18 protein-coding genes are annotated in these 15,943 nt (G+C 68.3%); 8 read left to right on the top strand and 10 right to left on the bottom strand.

Going from position 1 to position 15,943, the window contains the following annotated elements; genetic code table 11:
* Positions 1-105: 105 nt before the first annotated feature.
* The 4 genes from ACFOSH_RS25585 to ACFOSH_RS25600 form a co-directional block, all read right to left on the bottom strand.
* Positions 106-1,647 (bottom strand): neutral zinc metallopeptidase, encoded by a 1,542-nt coding sequence (locus ACFOSH_RS25585; RefSeq protein WP_378241597.1) that lies wholly within the window; start codon positions 1,645-1,647, stop codon positions 106-108.
* Positions 1,545-2,078, bottom strand: coding sequence for a hypothetical protein (locus tag ACFOSH_RS25590; protein ID WP_378241598.1), 534 nt, complete (start codon positions 2,076-2,078; stop codon positions 1,545-1,547). Before ACFOSH_RS25590 ends, ACFOSH_RS25585 begins: the two co-directional genes overlap by 103 nt.
* 375 nt (positions 2,079-2,453) lie before the next feature.
* Complete coding sequence (locus ACFOSH_RS25595) at positions 2,454-3,665, bottom strand: LCP family protein (protein WP_378241599.1); 1,212 nt, start codon at positions 3,663-3,665, stop codon at positions 2,454-2,456.
* 174 nt (positions 3,666-3,839) lie between these two features.
* A complete protein-coding gene (locus ACFOSH_RS25600) occupies positions 3,840-4,583 on the bottom strand; it encodes an SDR family NAD(P)-dependent oxidoreductase (RefSeq protein WP_378241600.1) in 744 nt (247 codons plus the stop codon).
* A 100-nt stretch (positions 4,584-4,683) separates the two neighbouring features.
* Here ACFOSH_RS25600 and ACFOSH_RS25605 point away from each other — a divergent pair, with 100 nt between their 5' ends.
* Together ACFOSH_RS25605 and ACFOSH_RS25610 are read left to right on the top strand one after the other, a co-directional pair.
* Positions 4,684-5,310, top strand: a complete 627-nt coding sequence (locus ACFOSH_RS25605) for a TetR/AcrR family transcriptional regulator (protein ID WP_378241601.1) — start codon at positions 4,684-4,686, stop codon at positions 5,308-5,310.
* A gap of 36 nt (positions 5,311-5,346) precedes the next feature.
* Positions 5,347-6,921, top strand: coding sequence for an MDR family MFS transporter (locus ACFOSH_RS25610; RefSeq protein ID WP_378241602.1), 1,575 nt, complete (start codon positions 5,347-5,349; stop codon positions 6,919-6,921).
* Between the two features lie 97 nt (positions 6,922-7,018).
* Here ACFOSH_RS25610 and ACFOSH_RS25615 read toward each other — a convergent pair whose 3' ends face one another.
* Positions 7,019-7,270: a WhiB family transcriptional regulator gene (locus ACFOSH_RS25615; protein WP_378241603.1), complete on the bottom strand. Its 252-nt coding sequence runs from the start codon at positions 7,268-7,270 to the stop codon at positions 7,019-7,021.
* Positions 7,271-7,459: 189 nt separating this feature from the next.
* On the opposite strand from ACFOSH_RS25615, the gene shbA reads away from it, so the two are divergent.
* Positions 7,460-8,635, top strand: a complete 1,176-nt coding sequence (gene shbA, locus ACFOSH_RS25620; protein WP_378241613.1) for an RNA polymerase sigma factor ShbA — start codon at positions 7,460-7,462, stop codon at positions 8,633-8,635.
* A 129-nt stretch (positions 8,636-8,764) separates the two neighbouring features.
* Positions 8,765-9,484, top strand: a complete 720-nt coding sequence (locus ACFOSH_RS25625; RefSeq protein ID WP_378241604.1) for a DUF4190 domain-containing protein — start codon at positions 8,765-8,767, stop codon at positions 9,482-9,484.
* A 49-nt stretch (positions 9,485-9,533) separates the two neighbouring features.
* On the opposite strand, the gene ACFOSH_RS25630 is transcribed toward ACFOSH_RS25625, so the two are convergent.
* Entirely contained in the window at positions 9,534-10,115 is a 582-nt protein-coding gene (locus tag ACFOSH_RS25630) for a hypothetical protein (protein WP_378241605.1), read from the bottom strand.
* Between the two features lie 220 nt (positions 10,116-10,335).
* Here ACFOSH_RS25630 and ACFOSH_RS25635 point away from each other — a divergent pair, with 220 nt between their 5' ends.
* Complete coding sequence (locus tag ACFOSH_RS25635; protein ID WP_378241606.1) at positions 10,336-10,614, top strand: DUF3892 domain-containing protein; 279 nt, start codon at positions 10,336-10,338, stop codon at positions 10,612-10,614.
* Between the two features lie 141 nt (positions 10,615-10,755).
* Here ACFOSH_RS25635 and ACFOSH_RS25640 read toward each other — a convergent pair whose 3' ends face one another.
* A complete protein-coding gene (locus tag ACFOSH_RS25640; protein WP_378241614.1) occupies positions 10,756-11,238 on the bottom strand; it encodes a DEAD/DEAH box helicase family protein in 483 nt (160 codons plus the stop codon).
* 35 nt (positions 11,239-11,273) lie between these two features.
* On the opposite strand from ACFOSH_RS25640, the gene ACFOSH_RS25645 reads away from it, so the two are divergent.
* Together ACFOSH_RS25645 and ACFOSH_RS25650 are read left to right on the top strand one after the other, a co-directional pair.
* A complete protein-coding gene (locus tag ACFOSH_RS25645) occupies positions 11,274-11,615 on the top strand; it encodes a hypothetical protein (RefSeq protein WP_378241607.1) in 342 nt (113 codons plus the stop codon).
* A 91-nt stretch (positions 11,616-11,706) separates the two neighbouring features.
* Positions 11,707-12,066, top strand: coding sequence for a hypothetical protein (locus ACFOSH_RS25650; RefSeq protein WP_378241608.1), 360 nt, complete (start codon positions 11,707-11,709; stop codon positions 12,064-12,066).
* On the opposite strand, the gene ACFOSH_RS25655 is transcribed toward ACFOSH_RS25650, so the two are convergent.
* Positions 12,013-13,104 (bottom strand): winged helix DNA-binding domain-containing protein, encoded by a 1,092-nt coding sequence (locus ACFOSH_RS25655; RefSeq protein WP_378241609.1) that lies wholly within the window; start codon positions 13,102-13,104, stop codon positions 12,013-12,015. The genes ACFOSH_RS25650 and ACFOSH_RS25655 overlap by 54 nt on opposite strands.
* A gap of 1 nt (position 13,105) precedes the next feature.
* Positions 13,106-14,284, bottom strand: a complete 1,179-nt coding sequence (locus ACFOSH_RS25660; protein ID WP_378241610.1) for an epoxide hydrolase family protein — start codon at positions 14,282-14,284, stop codon at positions 13,106-13,108.
* 62 nt (positions 14,285-14,346) lie between these two features.
* Here ACFOSH_RS25660 and ACFOSH_RS25665 point away from each other — a divergent pair, with 62 nt between their 5' ends.
* The gene (locus ACFOSH_RS25665; RefSeq protein ID WP_378241611.1) at positions 14,347-15,306 is read left to right on the top strand and encodes a helix-turn-helix transcriptional regulator; all 960 of its coding nucleotides are present in this window, start codon (positions 14,347-14,349) and stop codon (positions 15,304-15,306) included.
* 167 nt (positions 15,307-15,473) lie between these two features.
* Here the strand turns inward: ACFOSH_RS25665 and ACFOSH_RS25670 are convergent, their stop codons facing one another.
* The gene (locus tag ACFOSH_RS25670) at positions 15,474-15,710 is read right to left on the bottom strand and encodes a darcynin family protein (protein ID WP_378241612.1); all 237 of its coding nucleotides are present in this window, start codon (positions 15,708-15,710) and stop codon (positions 15,474-15,476) included.
* Positions 15,711-15,943 lie beyond the last annotated feature (233 nt).

The raw sequence follows: 15,943 nt of genomic DNA on the forward strand, positions 1-15,943 counted from the left end.
CCACCGAACAGGACACAGCCAACACAACAGCAACCCCAGCCCAACCCAGAGCCGCTTAAGTTCCTGGCATTGACCTTCAGGGTAGGCAAGGAGGCCTTCACGGATCTAGCGGTATTTGGTGCCGCAGGTGCCCTGGTCGCCGGAGGAGAAGCCGTCGCGGAAGGCGGCGACCCTGGCGAAACCCGCCGGGAGCGTCCGGCCCCGGACGTCCGCCGCGATCAGGCTGTTCCGCGTCAGCATCTCGGCCACGGCCTCGTCGAGATCACCCGGCGACAAGCTGAGCGACCCGCGTTTGCCGTCCACGATGGTCGAGGCCCAGAAGCCGGTGAGGCACGCCGTGCGCTGCGCGGCCACCGGACCGTCGAGCCGGAACCCGCCTTCCTGCTGGACGGCGAGGGTGTAGCGCGACGCGACCTCGGCGAACGCGGCGAAGTCACCGATGCCACCCTGCCGCCCCCTGCGCGGCGGGGTCCCGATGCGGACGAGACCGTCGAGGTCGAGGTTGATCTGATTGGACTCCGAGCAATACGACGCGAGCGCGTCCTCCGTCGTCACGCCGCAGGCCGCGCCGGTGGTGAGTGTCGGCGGGGTGGCCGCGAGCCGGAACGCCTGGCGCAGACTGGTCGTGAGGTCGGCCAAGGCCTCGCGGTTGTCGAGCCGGACGTTCTCCGCCGCCGCTTGTTCGTTCGCCGCGGCCGAGCCGAAACCGCCTTGCGTGCTGCGGCCCTCGATCTCCCGCTCGTCGATCATCGCGCAGCGGGCGGGCCCGTCGGTGAAGCCGAACTGGAACGCGGAAACCCGGTCGAACGCGTTGCCGTGCGCGCCGTCGTCGTCGAAGGCGACCCCGGCGGTGTCGCGGATCTGGAACAGCGCGGTGAGCACCTCGTTGAGGCCGCGGCCGGTGGAGACCTGGAACATCGGCGACTTGCCCTCGGCGACCCAGCGGAAGTACGTGCCGGTGTAGCAGTCGGCCTGCTGTTCCTTCACGATCGACGGCGTCGCGGCCGGGAGACCCAGCCGGAACTGGACGGCGTGGCCGATCTCGTGGGCGAGCACTGCCATGACCGCCGCCGAACCGATGGAGTCGTCGAGCATCGGCAGCAGTTCCCCGCGATCCCACGCGACGACGTCTTCTCCCCCGCAATAGAAGGCGTTCACCAGCCCGGCCGTCGACGCGCCGCAGATCTCGCGGCCGCGGCTCGTCGAATCGTACGAAGCGAGGTTGGCCAGCTGCCGGAACTCGCGTTTGAAGATCGCCGGCAGATGCTCCTGCCAATACCGCTGGACGTCGGCGACGGCGTTGGCCGCGAGGTTGTCGATCTCCCCGCCGTCCCCGCCGTCGACCGGGAGCACGGCGTCGAGCACGCCGGGCTTGAGACCGCTGGGGCCGTCGGTGATCTCGAGCCCGGCGACCCGGGTGGGGTCCACCGGTTGTGCCGCTCCCCCTACCGTCGCGGCACAACCGGTGAGGAACAGAGACAGGCTCGCCACGATCACCCAGCCGGACCGACGCTTCATCACACCATTCCCGTCTCTGCTGTCTGTCAACCGAAGAGGATCGCGCTGAACGCGGGCTTCCGCGGCGATGCGCTCGCTTCCGGCTGCCCATTCCGTGCTTTCCGACCGTCCGGCGCGAGCCCGAACCACGTTCCACCGACACCCTGGCCGAGCGTGTCGCCCGGCTTGGTGTCCTTCGCGAACCGGTAGGCGGGCCAGCCGCCGACGGTCAGCTGAAGGCTCCCGTCGTCGCGCATGACCGTGCCGACGGCGGATTTCTTGATCCCCGCGAGGAAAACCTTGCTGCCGGGCGTGACGAGCACCGGCGGCCAGGTCTTGGCGCGGTCGCCGTCGCAGGTCGGCTTCGACGGTTCGGCGGTGTCCTTGTCGAAGCGGTACAACGTCAGGTCCGCGCCGTTGACGACCACCGGATCGAGGTCTCCCGCCCTCGAAGCCTTGAGCTGCAACCATTTGCGCGCGAGGGCCCGATCCATGGCGTTGAGCCTTTTGCCGGAGCCTGTTGCCTTCGGCTGCACGGCGACCGACAGGACCCGCTTGCCGAGCTTTTGCTTGCTGAGCACGATTCCTTCTCCCCGGCACCCTGGCTCCAGGCTGTCCGGAGCTCCCCTACGCCATCGACACGGAAGGCGGCGCTGTGCGGTTCAAAAGAATCTTGGAAAAGTTCCGGGGCGTCCCGCTGCCGCATTCAGAGGACGAAATGCGTCGGTGGGGTGAGGTGTCGGCCGGGCCAAGAGTGTCTTGGGTGCCTACCGAATTCTGGCTGCGGCCGGTCGCGGGTCCGGTCCGTGAAGGACTCCTTGCCTACCCTGAAGGTAGGGAAGGAGTCCTTCACGGACTTGCGGATCGCCACATGCGCCCCACGCGAACCAGAGTCACAGCGGCCGCGCGTGAAGGGGTCCATCCCTGCGTCTCAGGATCGTGCTCGACGTCTGAGCTCAGCTGACGCAGCCGGCCATCTCAGGCGGCAAGGAAGGCATGGAGGACGTCGAAGACGACGAAGGCGGAGCAGCGACGGAGGACGTGGCCGCCACCGGCTTGATCCCGATCCCGTCGGTCGGCTCCCCCACCGCGGCGACGGTCGTCGAGTTCAGCGCGGTCTTCACGAACGCCTTCACCTGGGCCGGGTCCACCTTCACCGCGTCGCCGTCGGACAGCGTCGGGAGGGAAAGGCTCTGCACCGGGATCGTCTGGAACTTGAGCGCTCCCGAACTCATCCCCCGCAGCTGCTGCGCGAAGCTCAGCACATCCCAGCCGCGGTCGAGCACGACCGAACCCTGGATCGCGTCGATCAGGGCGCTCAGCCTGGTGGGATCGGTGAACGTCCCGGCGTCCAGCACGGTTTTGGCCATGCTCGAAAGGAACGCCTGCTGCCGCGCGATGCGGTCGAGGTCGCTGGGCAGGCCGTGCCGCTGCCGCACGAAGGCGAGTGCCTGCGGGCCCGAAAGCAGCTGCTTGCCCGCCGGGAAGGACGCCCCGGAGAACTTGTCCTGCACCGGTTCCTTGAGGCAGACCTCGACCCCGCCGACGGCCTCGCTCAGCGCGGAGAACCCGGCGAGGTTGACCGCGGCGTAGTGGTTGATGCTGAGCCCGGTGAACTGCTCGATCGTCTGGATCGTGAGTTTGGCGCCCGCCTCGTCGGCCTTGACCTCGAGCTGCGCGCCGGTCAGGCCCTGTGCGCGCAGCGAGGTCATCGCGGCGTTCTTGCCGCGGCTGTACGCCGAGTTGATCTTGTGCTTGCCGAACCCGCCCGCGATGTCCACATAGGAATCGCGCGGGATGGAGATGGCCGTCGCCCCGACGCCGCCCGCCGGGATGTGGACCACGATCATGGTGTCGGTGGTGTCGCCACCGTCGCGGCTGTCCCCCGCGTGCAGGGCGTCGAGGACGTTCTGCGGCAGCGGGTTCCCGTCGGGGCCGGTCCGCGAGTCGATGCCGACGAGCAGGATGTTCTGGGCCACCTGCAGCGGCTGCCCCGGCGGGCCGTCGGGCACCTGGGCGGACGGCGCGATCACGTCGGCCGTGACGATCCCCGCGTCCAGACGGCTCAACTGCGTCCACGCGAAGCCCGTGACCCCCAGTACTGCCGCCGACACCAGGCCCAGTGCGACGCGGCCGCCGATCCGTCGTCCTCGCGACGTGAGCAGCACGACCTTCTCCCCGCTTTCGTGAATGATCCCCCGTGTTCGAGGATCACCGTGTTAGCTGGGAATCAGCTGAGAAAAGTGTCATGAACAGGTCTTAAAGCCCGATCGGCCCAGCCGAAGTGACCAAGAAGACAACCGGTCGCGACGCCGCGTGCCGGATCGATCGCGCAGCGCTCCCTAGCGCGGCATCCGGCGCCAGAGCGCGCGAGGCACCACGCGCATCACCGAGAACACCAGCCTCAGCAGTCCCGGCACCCACACCGTGTCCCGGCGCTTCCGGAGCGCGGCGACGGTCGCGTCGGCGACCTGATCCGGCGTGCTCGAGAACGGCGCCGGCGACATGCCTTCGGTCATCCGGCCGATCACGAATCCGGGCCGGACGAGCAGGAGGTGCACACCGGTGCCGTGCAGGGCGTCGGCCAGACCGCTCGCGAACCCGTCGAGGCCCGCCTTCGCCGATCCGTAGACGTAGTTCGCCCGCCGGACCCGCACCCCGGCGACCGACGAGAACACCACGAGACTTCCGCTTCCTTGCTCACGAAGCACATTGGCCACCCGCGTCAGCACACTCACGTGCGCCACATAGTCGGTGTGCACGATCGCGACGGCGTGCTCGGCGTTCGCTTCGGCCCGCGCCTGGTCGCCGAGGATCCCGAAAGCGGTGACGACGACGTCGAGCGGACCGTGTTCCGCGACGACCTTTTCCAGGAACGGACCGTGCCCGGCGAGGTCGTCGGCGTCGAACTCGGCGACGCCGACCTTCTCCGCCCCCGCGGCCAGCAGCCGCTCGGTCTCCGCGCCGAGGTCCGTACTCCGCCGCGCGGCCAGCACGATTTCGCGCGCCCCGCCCTTGGCGAGCCGTTCCGCGACCGCGAGGCCGATCTCGCTGCGTCCGCCCAGTACCAGCACCGTTCCGCTCACCCGCCGCAGTCTGCCAGGCGGGAACAAGCCGGCCACGAGTGGCACGGTTCACAAACTGCAATTTTGCAGCATCTGCATTTTTAGGCGTATCGTGGTGCTCATGCCCGAACCCGTCAAAGGCCTCCGCGAGCGCAAGCGGCTGGAAACCCACCGCGCGCTGGCGACCACCGCCGTCCGGCTCGTCGCCGAACGCGGTCTGGACCAGGTGACGGTCGAGGACATCAGCGCGGCGACGGGGGTCTCGTCGCGCACCTTCTTCAACTACTTCGCGTCCAAAGAGGACGCTGTCGTCATCGCGCACGCCGACAGCGCCGAACGGTCGCAGCGCACCATCGACAAGTTCCTTGCCACACCGGAGGAAGTCAGCACTGCACGTGCTTTCGTCGATGCGCTGAAAGAGGACTTCGCCCAGATCGACGAGAACCGCGAAGAGTGGCTCGGCCGGATGAAGGCGATCCAGGAGAACGCCACCCTGCATTCACGCGCGGTGGCCATGAACCACGACACCATCGCGCCGATGATCGAGGCGATCGCGCGCCGCGCCGGTGTGGATCCCCGGGCCGATCTGTATCCGACGTTGCTGCTTTCCGCGCTCGGCGGCGCGGTCAACGCCGTGCTCATCCTCTGGTCCCAGCACGACGGCCGGGTGTCCGCGCTCGATCTGCTGGACGAAGCCGTCGAAATGCTTCTCGCCGGGCTCGCCGAGCCCGGCGGCCGCGCGCGCTGACGCGCCCGGCATCACAGAACACGAAGGGGGACAGCCATGTCCGCAGCCATGACCGAACCGCGAGAACCGGAGTCTCCACCGGGCTCGATGGGCCGCAAACAGGTCCTCGAAGCCATGTCGGGGCTGATGATGGGCATGTTCGTCGCCATCCTCGCCTCGACGGTGGTCGCGAACGCCTTGCCGCGCATCGTCTCCGAACTGGGCGGCTCGCAGTCGTCCTACACCTGGGTGGTCACCACCGAACTGCTCGCGATGACCGCGACGGTTCCGCTCTGGGGCAAGCTTTCCGACCTGTACAACAAGAAGCTGCTGATCCAGCTCTCGCTCGGACTGTTCGTGGTCGGTTCGCTGGTCGCCGGGTTCGCGGGCAACATCGAAGTCCTGATCGCCAGCCGGGTCGCGCAGGGCATCGGCGCGGGCGGGCTCACCGCCCTCGCGCAGGTGATCATGGCCGCCATCGTCTCGCCGCGTGAGCTCGGGAAGTACTCGGGGATCTTCGGCGCCGTGTTCGCCGTCGGGACCATCGCCGGCCCGCTGATCGGCGGCGTCATGGTGGACACCTCGTGGCTCGGCTGGCGCTGGTGCTTCTTCCTGGGCGTCCCGTTCGCGGTCGCGGCGATCCTGCTGCTGCAGCGCACCCTGAACCTGCCGACGACCCGGCGTGACGTGAAGGTCGACTATCTCGGCGCGTTCCTGATCATGGCAGGCGTCTCGACGCTGCTGGTCTGGTCGTCGCTGGCCGGGCACCAGTTCGCATGGGGCTCCCTGTGGACCGTCGGCCTGGTGACCGCGGGCGTGGTCATCCTCGCCCTCGCCGTCTACGTCGAGTCGAAGGTGGCCGAGCCGATCCTCCCGCTGGGGATGTTCCGCAACCGCACGATCACCCTGACCACCCTCGCGAGCTTCCTCGTCGGTGTCGCGATGTTCGGTGGGACGGTGTTCCTGTCCCAGTACTTCCAGCTGTCGCTCGGCAAGTCGCCGACAGTGGCCGGGCTGCTGAGCCTGCCGATGATCTTCGGCCTCCTCGTGTCGTCCACGGTCTCGGGCCAGCTGATCAGCCGGACCGGCAAGTGGAAGAGCCACCTGCTGCTCGGCTCGACCCTGATGACCGTGGGCCTGGCCTTGCTGGGCACGCTGGACGCGAAGACGAACCTCGTCGTCCTCGGCGCGTACATGGTCGTCCTGGGTGTCGGCGTCGGCATGCTGATGCAGAACCTGGTCCTGGTGGCGCAGAACGACGTCGACGCGCACGACCTCGGCACGGCGACCTCCACGCTGTCGTTCTTCCGCAGTCTCGGCGGCTCGATCGGGGTGAGCGCGCTGGGCGCGGTGCTCGCGAACCGGGTCACCGCGCTGATCATCGAGGACCTCGGGCCGCTGCCCGGCGGCGGCGAAGGCGGCGCTGTGCCGAACATCGCCGCACTGCCCGAACCTGTCGCGAACGTCGTCCGCGAGGCCTACGGGGAAGCGACCAGCGAGTTGTTCCTGATCAGCGCGCCGATCGCGCTGCTGGTCATCGTCGCCGTCGCCTTCCTCAAGCACAAGCCGCTCAAGACCCAGTCGGGCAACGAACGGCTGGCCGAGGAGACAGTGGCCGAAGCCGTCTCCTGACCCACCACGACAGAGGGGCCCGGTTCACCGAACCGGGCCCCTCTTTTTTCGTGCGCGCGAAAACCCCAGTGGAATTCAGTCACGCTGTCGAGTGGCTTCAGGCGGCGCTGCCGACACGAATCGGGCGGCGTCGCTCACTGCCGGTCAGCCCGCCGAAAACGCCATGGGCGAGTCCGTTGTCCACGGCGTAGGCCAGACAGGCCGAAATGACCGGGCACCGCGCGCAGACGGCCTTCGCACGGGCCACCTGGCGGGCACCGGGACCGGATTCGGTGACCGGGAAGAACAGTTCGGGATCCTCACTGCGGCAAGCGGCCTCACCCAGGTCACCGGCCATCCTCGTTTCCATTTTCCTATCACCTCCTTTTCTTCGATTTTCCCTTCCGCGTCAAACGACTTCCGCTCGGAGCCGGGTATCCGCCCACGTCCGCGGCGTAAACATCACCTTGACCGAATCGTTACACTCAGCGGCTCGCTCACTGCACCTGTCCTGGAGAGGGCATTCGCGTCAGGCGACGGGGAGCGGTGAGTGCGGGTGATGGGCCACGACGAGTTCGACGAGTTCTTCCACGCCGAATTTCCGCTGCTCACCGGCTTTCTGTGCAAGGCGGGGTTCGCACTCGATCCGGCACGGGACGCGGCTGCGGAAGCGATGCTCAACGCCTACGAGGGCTGGCAGACCATCACCCAGCCGAGATCGTGGGTCCGCCGTGTGGGGCATCGGCGGGCGAAGGAGCAGACAGCCATCCGGGCGGACTGGGCCTTCGCCGACACGGGCAGGGAAGACAAGCTCACCGTCCTCGCCGACGAGGCGTCGTCCGTCCTGGCCATGCTGGGACGGCTGCCGAAACGCCAGCAACTCGGTATGGCCTGGTCTCTGGACGGCTACTCGTCGCGGGAGATCGCCGGGGTGCTCGGGATCGCGGACGAAGCGGTCAGCGCGACCTTGCGGCACGCGCGGGGCCGCCTGGAGGAGCACGACTCCGAGTCCGTCGATCGCCTGGACAGCGCCAACGGCGCCTTCGTCGACGCGTTGCGGATGGGACTCGACAGCGAGGACACCCTGACCCGGATCAAGAACCGCGCGATGATCCGCGAGCTCGCGCTGGTGGAGCCGGGCGCCCCGGCGGCGGTGGAGCCCGAACAGGCGACGCCGTCGCACTGGTACACCCTCGACGAGCCCGTCGCGGCCGCCGGACGAGGCGACCGGCGGGCGCTGGATCACCTGCTGGCCGTCATCCGCCCGCTCGTGATCCGGTACTGCCGGGCGCGGATCGGCAGGCAGGAACGGACGTACGCCTCGGCGGACGACGTCGCGCAGGAGGTCTGCGTGGCGATCCTCCGCGCGTTGCCCACCTACCGCGAACGTGGGCGGCCCTTTCTCGCCTTCGTCTACGGCATCGCCCAGCACAAGGTCGCCGACGCCCGCCGTGCCGCCGCCCGCAACCGCACGGAACCCGTCGCCGAGGTCCCCGACGGGATCTCGGACTCCATCGGCCCGGAACAGCACGCGCTGCACAACGAACTGAGCGACCGGATGGGCGAACTGCTGCGGATCCTGCCGGACAAGCAGCGGGAGATCGTCGTTCTACGGATCGTCGTCGGCTTGTCTGCGGAAGAGACCGCCGGTGTGGTCGGCTCGACGGCGGGTGCCGTTCGCGTTGCGCAGCACCGGGCTTTGGGAAGGCTTCGCAAAATTCTCACGGAAGAATGAGCCCTTCACTGATACCCGATCGTTAAGCCGTTTTCGTAACATCCGGGCGCGCGAAATTCGCTCACGATGAGACGTAACACGGGAATACGTCACGCCGATCTCCACGCGAAGACAGGCGAAAGGATCATCGTGACCACTCCCTCCCCGTACCCCTATCAAGCGGCACCCGTAGCCGCGCCTCCACGTAACGGGCTGGGCACCGCGGGGTTCGTTCTCGGCCTCGTCGGACTGCTGTTCTCCCCGATTCCGTTCATCGGCGTCATCGCCTGGCCGCTCGTCATCGTCGGGCTCGTTCTCGCCGGGGTCGGGTACTCCCGCGCGAAGAGCGGTATCGCGGACAACAAAGGTCTCGCGCTGACCGGCGTCATCCTGTCCGCGGTCGGCCTCGTCATCTGCATTCTCTGGACCGTCGTGTTCAGCGCAGCCGTTGTGGACGCGGCGAACTCGCTCCCGACGGCGCCACCGTCGGCACCCGGCGCACCGCTGGGCAACGACACGGGAGCGCCCGCGCAGGCACCCGTACCGGAACCGGCCAAAGAACAAGCCGCCGAGCACACCGTGGTCTACCGGGTGACCGGCACCGGTGGTGCGAAGGCGGGCAGTATCACCTACACGACCGACGGGATGACCACCAGCAACCAGGAAGCCAACGTCAAGCTCCCGTGGGAGAAGACGATCAAGCTGCCGGGTGGCCAGTCCCTGCAGATGGTGAGCATCCTGGCTCAGGGCAGCGGCAAGGGCGCCATCAAGGTGACCATCGAGGTCGACGGCAAGCTCATCAAGGAAGCGAGCGCCGAGGAGTACGGCATCGCGCACGCGAACGAGAACATCGGCTCCCTGGGCAACTGAGCGAACGGTGCAGGCCCTCGCGAACCGCGAAGGGCCTGCACCACACGAGTCACGGTCGGCAGCGCTCGGCGGTCGCCGCGGCCTTGGTCAGCTCCGGGGAGTCCAGCACGGCCTTGACCGGGTCCAGCGCGCCGTGCGCGTCCTTCTGAGCGGCCATCAGGCCATCGACGGCACGGCCCTGCGCGGCCGTGTCGCTCCTCTTCGCCGCGTCCAGATCGGCCTTCGCCTTCGCGACCTTGTCGTGCGCCGCGGTGTACTTCCCGAGGAAATCCGTCTTGGCCGCGTCCGCGGCGGGAACCGGCGCGGCGGGCAGAGCGTTGAGGCCGTCGACCGTCTTGCCGAGGATGCTCGCGTAGTGCCCGAGCTGGTCACTGGTGCTCTTCGTGATGGCCTCGACGGTCTCGCCGCCGGCCGCCGGCATCTTGTTGTTGCCGTCGATGAAATCCTTGACCGCGCCGCAGAACCCGTTCATCCAGGCCACCGTCGCGGCCGGGTCCGCGGCGGACGACGAGGGCGCCGCGGGCGCCGGCTGCATCGCCTGCGGCGCGGGATCCGGGGCGCAGCCCGTCAAGGCCAGCGCGAATCCGATCGCGGCCGCGACGACGGCCGATGCTTTCTTGGCAGCACACATGTCTGTTCCCCTCTCTTTCCGGCAGGTGTTCCGGCCGGCGCGAGGACTTTGACACGGCGGAACGGGCGCGGTCTGCGTCATCTGACTCAGAACGGACGCCCCACGCTCGAACTCGTAACGTTCGAGGCACGGCGGCCGGACGGCGTAACGAGGTGCGGACAGGTGGCGAGTACAGCATTACCCCTGTTCACTTCGAGGACACCCAGCCGAAGAGGTAGCCATGGCCATCAAGATCACCGCAGCGCGGCTCGAAGGCGGGAAGTTCCACGAAAGCATCACGAAATTGCGCTGGATCAACCCCGGCAGCGGCGAAACCGGCGAGAGTTTCGTTTCGGCGATCGTGGCGTGGATCGAAGACGACGACGGGAAGGCCTACGTGGACGAGGGGATCCACCGGGTGGCCGTGGAGATCATCAAGCCGACCTTCGGCCCGGAATTCCTCCGCACGCGGGCGGACGGGATCTGGAAGAACAACCTGCTGGAGCTTCCCCGCTTCTGAAGCGGGCCCGTCCACAATGGACATCGGGAATCGAGGAGTGGGCCGGGTCGGGCTCGAACCGACGGCCAAGGGAATATGAGACCGCAGCTCCGGCATGTCAGCCAGTGTCGCCGGATGCTAAATTCTTCCGGTTTGTGCAGGTCAACGCCAGTTTGAGCCCGGACTGAGTGCCGCTACGTGTCGGCCTGTATCGGGCTGTACGTGGGCAACGGAGCCCAATCGGAGACGACGTGCCCGTCCATTCGGCAGCGCCTTGCCGCCAGCAGGACCACCCTGTCCTCTTCGCTCACCGAGGCCGGGGCCGGTGAAGCGGCGGCCGTCGTCGGGTGTCCGGTAGCTCTCGAACTCCGCCGGCGTCTGATCACCGAGGTTGTTGCGATCCACCGGGAACAGCAACCGGTTGAAGCCACCGAGCTTCATTAGCCGGTAGTACTCGGCGACCGCCGTAATGGTCTTGCCGGCGCCGGTGGCCATCTGCACCAGCGAACGGTCGAACCCGCCGCTCGGCGTCGCGCAGGATGCGGGCCGGCGTCTCCGGCTTGGGGACGTGGAACAGTCGCCGGGCCCGAGGCTGTGGGTCGTAGCCGTTGGTGAAGTGGATCTCCCGCTGGCCTCGAAGACGATGGCGGGACCGTGGGGGCACGTGGTGGTGGGCGATCGTGGTCATCGTCGTCCCGGTCGCGCTGATCGCGGCCGCGGCCGTGACCACGCTGGTGATGTTCATCGATCCGGGCGGCGACGCGAAGACCAGGATCGAGCTGATCAAGGTCGGCCTCACGATCGGGGCCGGTACCGGTGGTGTGGTGGCACTGGTGCTTACCGGGCGACGGCAGTGGTCCACCGAGCACGACAACGCTGAACGACGGCTCACCGAGCTGTATGTCAAGGCAGTTGAGCAGCTCGGCTCCGCCAAACCTGCCATCCGCCACGGCGGGCTGTACGCGCTCGAGCACGTCGCCCAGGACAACCCCGATCACCGCGCCAGGTCGTGGTCGACGTGATCTGCGCCTACCTGCGCACCCCGTTTCAGCTACCTGGCGCGCCCGTCCGCGGAACCGGGCCGAGGTTAGAGCACCGTCCGGGCTACCGACGGTGGCCAAGCTCGACGACGAAGCCCAGCAGGAACGAGAAGTCCGTCTCATCACCCAGCGAATCCTCGCCAAGCACCTCAAGCCAGGCGGCGTCTCGACGCGTCCCGCGAAGACCTTCTGGAAGGGCATCGATCTCGACCTCACCGGCGCCACGCTTATCAAGCTCGACTTGCTCGGCTGCCAGATCAACACCGCCAGGTCGACAGAGCGACCTTCGAAGGCGGCGCGTTCTTCAACGAAGCGGCATTTCCTTACCGACGTCCTGGCTTGCCCCCGCAAACCGCCACTGCTTCCGTCATCTGTGGGCTTATCCGCTGAACCGGACGTCGTGAACGGCGCCGGGAGCGGCGAACTCCAGTAACCGCACGGCTTCGGCTTCGATTGCCTCTCGGCCGGCGGCGGAGATCGAGCGCAGCGGCGCGACGGTGAGCACACCGGTGCGGTCCTTCGTCCAGGTCGCGGCCACCGTGCCGTCGACGAGCACGGTGGCCGCGACCGCCGCGCCCTGGCAGACCTGACGCCGGATCGGCTCGGTCATCACGCGCGTGCGGTCGGCGTGGGCGAGCAGGGTCGCGTCGAACTCCGCGAGGAGCCGGACGGGCGCGGGCAGGTCCGGCGATGGGATCTCGTGGTCCGGCAGGTCGAACAGCTCGCGCCCCGCCTCGTCGGTGTAGGTCCGCAGTTCCGGCCGCAGCTGCTCGAAGACCTCACGCAGTCCGCTCACCCCGGACCAGGTCCGGGCGTCGGCGACGGTGGCCGGCCCGAACGCGGCGAGGTAGCGCCGGATCAGCTCGCGCACGTCGTCGGCGGTGGCGGCTTCGGGTACACCGGGAAAGACGGCGAACGGGGTCGCGCCGCGTTTGCCCCACGTTCCGCTCGGGGCGGGGTGCACCAGCGCGAGCAGGTACTGCACGGTCCAGCCGAGCGCCTGCGCGTCGGCACCCGGTCGGGTTCGCGCGAGCGCCCGCCCCAGCTCGGGCCGGGTGAGGACGCCGCCGCCGTCGAGCAGCTCGGCCGCGTCGGCGACCAGTTCTCCGAGGTCGACGCCGGTAGTGCGGCCGCCGAAGGCGTTGCGCTGCACCCGCCGCAGCAGCGGCGCCAGCACCGGCCGGACAAGCCGGAAGTCGGCCGCCGACATCAGGTGCTGGGTGGCCCGCATCATCGTGGACCGCACAAGGACACCGCGCTCGATGGCGACGGTGAGGTCCTGGACGGCGAAACGTTCGAGCCGGTTCCAGAGCGCGAAGTACGCGAGATCCGGGTCCTGCGCGTTGAGTCCGAAGAGATGCTCGGTCGCCTCGGCCACCCCGAGATCGACACGGCCGAGAAGGAGTTGCCTGCTGAGAAGGGCGCGGTTGAGCGCCCGCGGGCTCAGCACCGCGGTCCCGCGGGCGCCCATCTCAGCGCACCTTCCGGAAGAACACGCGGACGTCGTCGACCAGCGCGGCGGGCGCCTCCATGGCGAGGAAGTGCCCGCCGTGGCCGAGTTCGGTCCAGTGCACGACGTGGTGATCGCGCTCGGCCCAGCGACGGACGGTCACGTCGTGCGCGGACACGAGCACACCGGTGGGCACGGTCGGCGCCGCAGCGCCGCTCCAGTCGCCGGATCCCCGGTCACCGGATTCGCCGCCGCTCCAGTCGTTCGCCGAAATCTCCTCGTAGTAGATCTGGGCGGCCGAACCGGCGGTGCCGGTGAACCAGTACAGCGAGATCGTGGCGAGCATGCGGTCGCGATCCACGCATTCCTCGGGCAGCGCGTCTTCGGGCATGGTCAGTTCCTTGAACTTCTCCACGATCCACGCGAGCTGACCGGCGGGCGAATCGTGCAGGCCGTAGGCCACCGTCTGCGGACGCTTGGAGTTGCACTGCAGGTAGCCGTCGTTGAAGTTCTGCATCGACGCCCAGCGAGACTGGTCGGCCTCGGGGAGGTCGTCCAGTTCGCCCTCGACGCCGATCGGGAACGTGATCATCGCGTTGAGGTGCACGCCGAGCACGTGCCCCGGATCCTGCTTGCCGATCTCCGGCGCGACCCACGAACCCGTGTCGTAGCCGTGCACGCCGTACCGCTCGTAGCCGAGCGCGGCCATCAGCCGGGCGAACAGGCCCGCCATCTTCGCGGCGCTCATCCCCGGTCCGGCCAGCGGCGTGGAGAACCCGAACCCCGGCAAGGACGGGATCACCAGGTGGAAGGCGTCAGCCGGGTCTCCCCCGTGCGCCCGCGGGTCCGAAAGCGGCCCGATCACGTCGAGGAAGTCGGTCACCCCGCCCGGCCACCCGTGCAGCAGGACCAGCGGCGTCGCGTCCCGCTCCGGCGAGCGCACGTGGAGGAAATGCAGGCGCTGACCGTCGATGGTGGTGACGAACTGCGGGTGCGCGTTGATCGAGGCCTCCTGCGCCCGCCAGTCGAACCCGGTGCGCCAGTACTCGGCCAGTCCGGCGAGATAACCGGCGGGCACACCCCGGCTCCAGCCGACGTCCGGCAGTTCACCCGGCCAGCGGGTGGCGGCCAGGCGCGTGGCGAGGTCGTCGAGGTCGGCCTGCGGGATGTCGATCGAGAAAGGGTGGATGTCCTGTGTCATGAGACCACGCTAGAAACCGGTTAGGACGACTTCGGTCCTAACCGGACGGCAGAATGAAAACCATGCTGGAGACCTCCGCACGACTGCTGAAGCTCCTTTCGCTGCTGCAGACCCACCGCGACTGGCCGGGTACCGACCTGGCCGAACGCCTCGGCGTCACCACGCGGACCGTGCGACGGGACGTCGAGCGCCTGCGGGAACTCGGCTACCCGGTGCACGCGATCCAAGGCACGCCCGGCTATCGGCTCGGCGCGGGCGCGTCCCTGCCACCGCTGCTGCTCGACGACGACGAAGCCGTCGCGGTGGCCGTCGGACTGCGCACCGCCACCGGCAGTTCGGTCACCGGTATCGAGGAGACCGCGTTTCGCGCGCTCACCAAGCTGGAGCAGGTACTGCCGTCGCGGCTTCGGCATCGGGTGAACACCCTCCAGACCGCGACCGTACGCGCCGGGGAGGCGCCCGGCCCGAAGATCTCGGCGGACACACTGATGACCATCGCGGACGCGTGCCGCCGCCACGAACGCCTGCGCTTCGACTACCTCAGCCCGCGCGGCGGTGCCTCCCGGCGGCACACCGAGCCCTATCGCCTGGTCAACTTCGGCAGGCACTGGTACCTCGTCGCCTTCGACGTCGACCGCGACGACTGGCGCACCTTCCGCGTCGATCGCCTCACCCCGCGGCCACCCGCCGGCGCCCGGTTCACGCCCCGCGAGCCGCCGTTCGACGACGTCGCGACCTATCTGACGCAGCAGCTTTCCGCGCGCACCTGGCCGTGCCAGGCGACGGTCGAGCTGCACGAATCGGCCGGCGCGGTAGCCGACCGGGTGTGGCCGGGGATGGGCGCCGTCGAGGCCGTCGACGAGCACCGCTGCCTCCTGCACCTCGGCGCCCCGACGACATCCGACCTGGTCTGGATGATCACGTCAGTGCAGACCGACTTCACCCTGGTCAGCGGACCGCCGGAACTCAAAGGCGCGCTCCGGCAACAGGCGCGACGATGCCTACGCGCGTTCGAGCCTTGATCACGCGTCTGGTCAAGGCTATTCCACCGAGGACACGGCACCAGGCGGCGTCGACGAGCGGTTCCCCGCGCCCGGCGCGGTGTCTCGCCGCCGCAGGAGTCGGACCCAGGTTGAACATATGCAGCACCAGCGGTTCGAGCGCGGCCGAGTTGTGGGTGTTTGCGGGCTCAGGCGTCGACGGACGCCAGGATTTCGGTGCCGTAGTTCGTGGCGACCGCGTTCTCCACGCCCACGATAGAACTCGGTGTCGTGTAGCGCCGGCGCACGTCCTTGGCCTTGTCCTCGATGGCGGGCAGAACGTTTTCCTGGAAGGCGGCGACACGCTCCGGCACGGATAGATCCAACCAGGCACGGTTGGTCTTGATGAGGAGGAACGCTGTTACGGCGGACTCGAATTCGGACATGAAATCTCCTTGCAGGATATGAATGGTGTTTACGAAAATATGCGCACGAATTGTCTTCTTGCCAGTTCGATTCCCCGTCAACTGCCGGCGCCGACGGCGGTTAGTACTGCAACGGCACTCGCGTGGGTAGTGGATGATGTTGCGGTGATGGACATGGTGGTGTCTGAGCTAGATCGGGTCCATGAGCGAATTTCGGGTCGTTTTACGAGGTTGGAGCCGCGGGGCCGGGCGCG

It is taken from the genome of Amycolatopsis speibonae (assembly GCF_042647925.1).
GTDB classification, from domain to species: domain Bacteria; phylum Actinomycetota; class Actinomycetes; order Mycobacteriales; family Pseudonocardiaceae; genus Amycolatopsis; species Amycolatopsis speibonae.